The 2,676-nt window shown below is 29.7% G+C and carries 3 protein-coding genes and 1 pseudogene; 1 reads left to right on the forward strand and 3 read right to left on the reverse strand.

Features of this window, described 5'->3' with window-relative positions:
- Nucleotides 1–609: MurR/RpiR family transcriptional regulator (locus J7M77_RS07150; RefSeq protein ID WP_296877150.1), on the reverse strand; the 609-nt coding region annotated here is incomplete at its 3' end.
- Complete coding sequence (locus J7M77_RS07155) at nt 590–1,363, reverse strand: metallophosphoesterase (protein ID WP_296877151.1); 774 nt, start codon at nt 1,361–1,363, stop codon at nt 590–592. The genes J7M77_RS07150 and J7M77_RS07155, both read right to left, overlap by 20 nt.
- Before the next feature lie 168 nt (nt 1,364–1,531).
- Here J7M77_RS07155 and J7M77_RS07160 point away from each other — a divergent pair, with 168 nt between their 5' ends.
- Complete coding sequence (locus J7M77_RS07160) at nt 1,532–2,155, forward strand: hypothetical protein (protein WP_296877152.1); 624 nt, start codon at nt 1,532–1,534, stop codon at nt 2,153–2,155.
- A gap of 45 nt (nt 2,156–2,200) precedes the next feature.
- Here the strand turns inward: J7M77_RS07160 and J7M77_RS07165 are convergent.
- Nucleotides 2,201–2,676: pseudogene (locus tag J7M77_RS07165) on the reverse strand (ornithine carbamoyltransferase); the annotation flags it as partial.

Consider the following 2,676-nt stretch of genomic DNA (forward strand, 5'->3'; position numbering starts at 1 on the left):
ATGATCAGCCATAAACCCTCCAGCAATACTGGAAACAATAATTAAATCATTTTCATCTAAACTTTTGATTGTTTCTAATTGCTGCTGCAACGGATACATGCCACTACATTCTTTTCCTAAATATGATAATTCAATTTGCAGTTGCATTGATACCGATTGAGTAAAGAAATTTCCCGCAAAACAAACCTGTTTAGATTGATAAATTTTATCAACGATAAATTCTAGATCTTCATAAGCAATACTATCAAAAGTAGTTTGCAGATTATCTAAAATATTATCAAAATGTGCTTTAAAAATTTCTTTTCCTTTATGTAAATATTTCCGTTCGGGAAGCTGATGATCAAACTGCAATCTTAACGTATCACGATTAAAATAATTCAAATTCATCGTTACATCGGTTTTAAAATCCGCAAACGATTCATAATTAAGTTTACGACATAATCTAGAAATTGTAGCCGTAGAAACAAAGCACATCCTAGCTACATCAGTTATTGTACATTCAGGAATCTTATCAATGTTTTTTAAAATAATTCTAGCTGCATTAGCATAAACATCATTAAGATTAGTTGTATTGATAAAATTAACTAGACTATAAAATGCTCCACGCATGATTATCACCTTCCTTTTTAATAACTGTTATTTTACCATCATTTAAGCATAGACAATTTAATTGTCCCGAAATATTGCCACAAGCCAAACCACCATCAATTCCAATTTTGTTTTGATTAACGGGATCAAACCAAACATTAAAAGTCCGATCTTCATTTAATAAAATGGTAGGAGTATGACCAAAGATATATATTTTCGTTAAATCACCTCGGGCATAATAAAACTCATTACGAATCCATAACAAATCTTGGACACGCTGTTTTTCCAATGGATAACGAGGATTGATTCCGGCATGAACTAAAACATAGGGCTGATTATTTACTTTTAATTCAACATAATTGGGTAAATTAACTAAATACCCATACAGTTGCTTTAAAAAAGCATCGCGAACTACGCGATAGTCATCATGTTTTAATTCATACTTACGTAGATAGCTACGAATATTTTCCATCGTTGTATTACCACCATTAGCTATCCAAATTTTTAAAGCTTTACTGGGATAATCAAAATCATTATAATAAATACCATAATATAAAGCTTCTTGCATCATGTATTCATGATTGCCTTTTAATAAAACAATATTAGGATGTTTTTGAATGTAAAATATTAATTTTAAAGAATCTGGTCCGCGATCACAAACATCCCCAATTATATATAAAAAATCATCTTGATTAAATTTGATTTGTAAGAGTAATTTGATAAATAAATCATAGTGACCATGAATGTCACTAACAACAAAAATTCGTCCTGTCATTATATCACCTAACTATAGTTATTAATTATACAACTAAATAAAGTAACTGTCATTTATTTTCATGAGAAAATCTAACTAAAAATGAAAGCGGTTTCTAAATTAGAAAAAATCACATATTTTCATGGATTTTCATTATAATAATTTTTGTAAAGAGGAGGAGGGGTTAGTATGATAGATGAATTTTACTCAGATATTAATTTAGAGTTATTTTACCAATGGGTCATCGGTAATCAAGATAAGTATGATCAAGGTATTTATTGTTCTAATAAAGATATTGGTAATTATGGTAAAACAATTTCTTTTGTCTATCATGGGGTAAAAGGCTCTATCGTTATTTGGACTAATGGTATAATTGAAGAACAAATACTTGATGATCAAGAGAATTTATTATTTTATTTACATTATGAATTAGTAAGTCTAGCTCAAGGTCAAAAGCTTTTTTATGATTTTTATGAGGCCTTAACTAAACATCAAAAACAATCTCCTCTTAAAATTTTAATTTGTTGTTCAGGTGGTTTATCTTCAACATTCTTTGCAACCAAGCTTGCTGAATTAATCTCCTTAAAACATTTAAATTATGAAATTATTCCTATTGGTTTCTATCAGTTAGATGAAAGTTTCCAAGACTATGATGCTTTATATCTAGCACCACAAATTTCATATTTAGAACCTAAGGCAATGAATATTGTTAAACATAAAGTACCTGTTCGCTGTATCTCTGCTAGTATCTATGCCACTTATAATTATCGCGGTTTATTAGATATGATTACAAAAGAAGATTTTTCTAAATAAAACTAAATTCCCCTCCACAAAAAAACGGAACAAACGTTCCGCTTTTTATTTACCAATTGTGGCTACCATAACAGCTTTAATAGTATGCATCCGATTTTCTGCTTCATCAAAAACAACTGAATTAGCACTTCTAAATACTTCATCATCTACTTCACGAATATCAATTCCTAAATCATGTTTAGCTTTAGCTACAGTAGTATTGAAATCATGGAATGAAGGTAAACAATGCATAAATAAAGTCTTTGGATTATTAGTTTTAGCCATCATTTCTTTAGTTACTTTATAAGGGCTTAATAATTTAACTCGTTTTGGATATAATTCTTCAGCTTCACCCATTGATACCCAAATATCAGTATAGATAACATCAGCATCTTTGACAGCTTCATCAACATTGTCGCTAATAGTAAAGCTACCACCTGCTTTTTTAGCTTCTTCTTTACAATAAGCTACTACTTCAGGATCCATTTCTAATTCTTTAGGCCCTAAAGCAACAAAATGCATTCCCATTTTAGCTGCTCCAT

Source organism: Thomasclavelia sp. (genome assembly GCF_017889095.1).
In the GTDB taxonomy this organism is placed as follows: Bacteria; Bacillota_I; Bacilli_A; order Erysipelotrichales; family Coprobacillaceae; genus Thomasclavelia.

Coding starts and splice junctions, on each gene's coding strand:
- J7M77_RS07155 (WP_296877151.1), bottom strand. CDS start 1,363: ATGACAGGACGAATTTTTGTTGTTAGTGACATTCATGGTCACTATGAT.
- J7M77_RS07160 (WP_296877152.1), top strand. CDS start 1,532: ATGATAGATGAATTTTACTCAGATATTAATTTAGAGTTATTTTACCAA.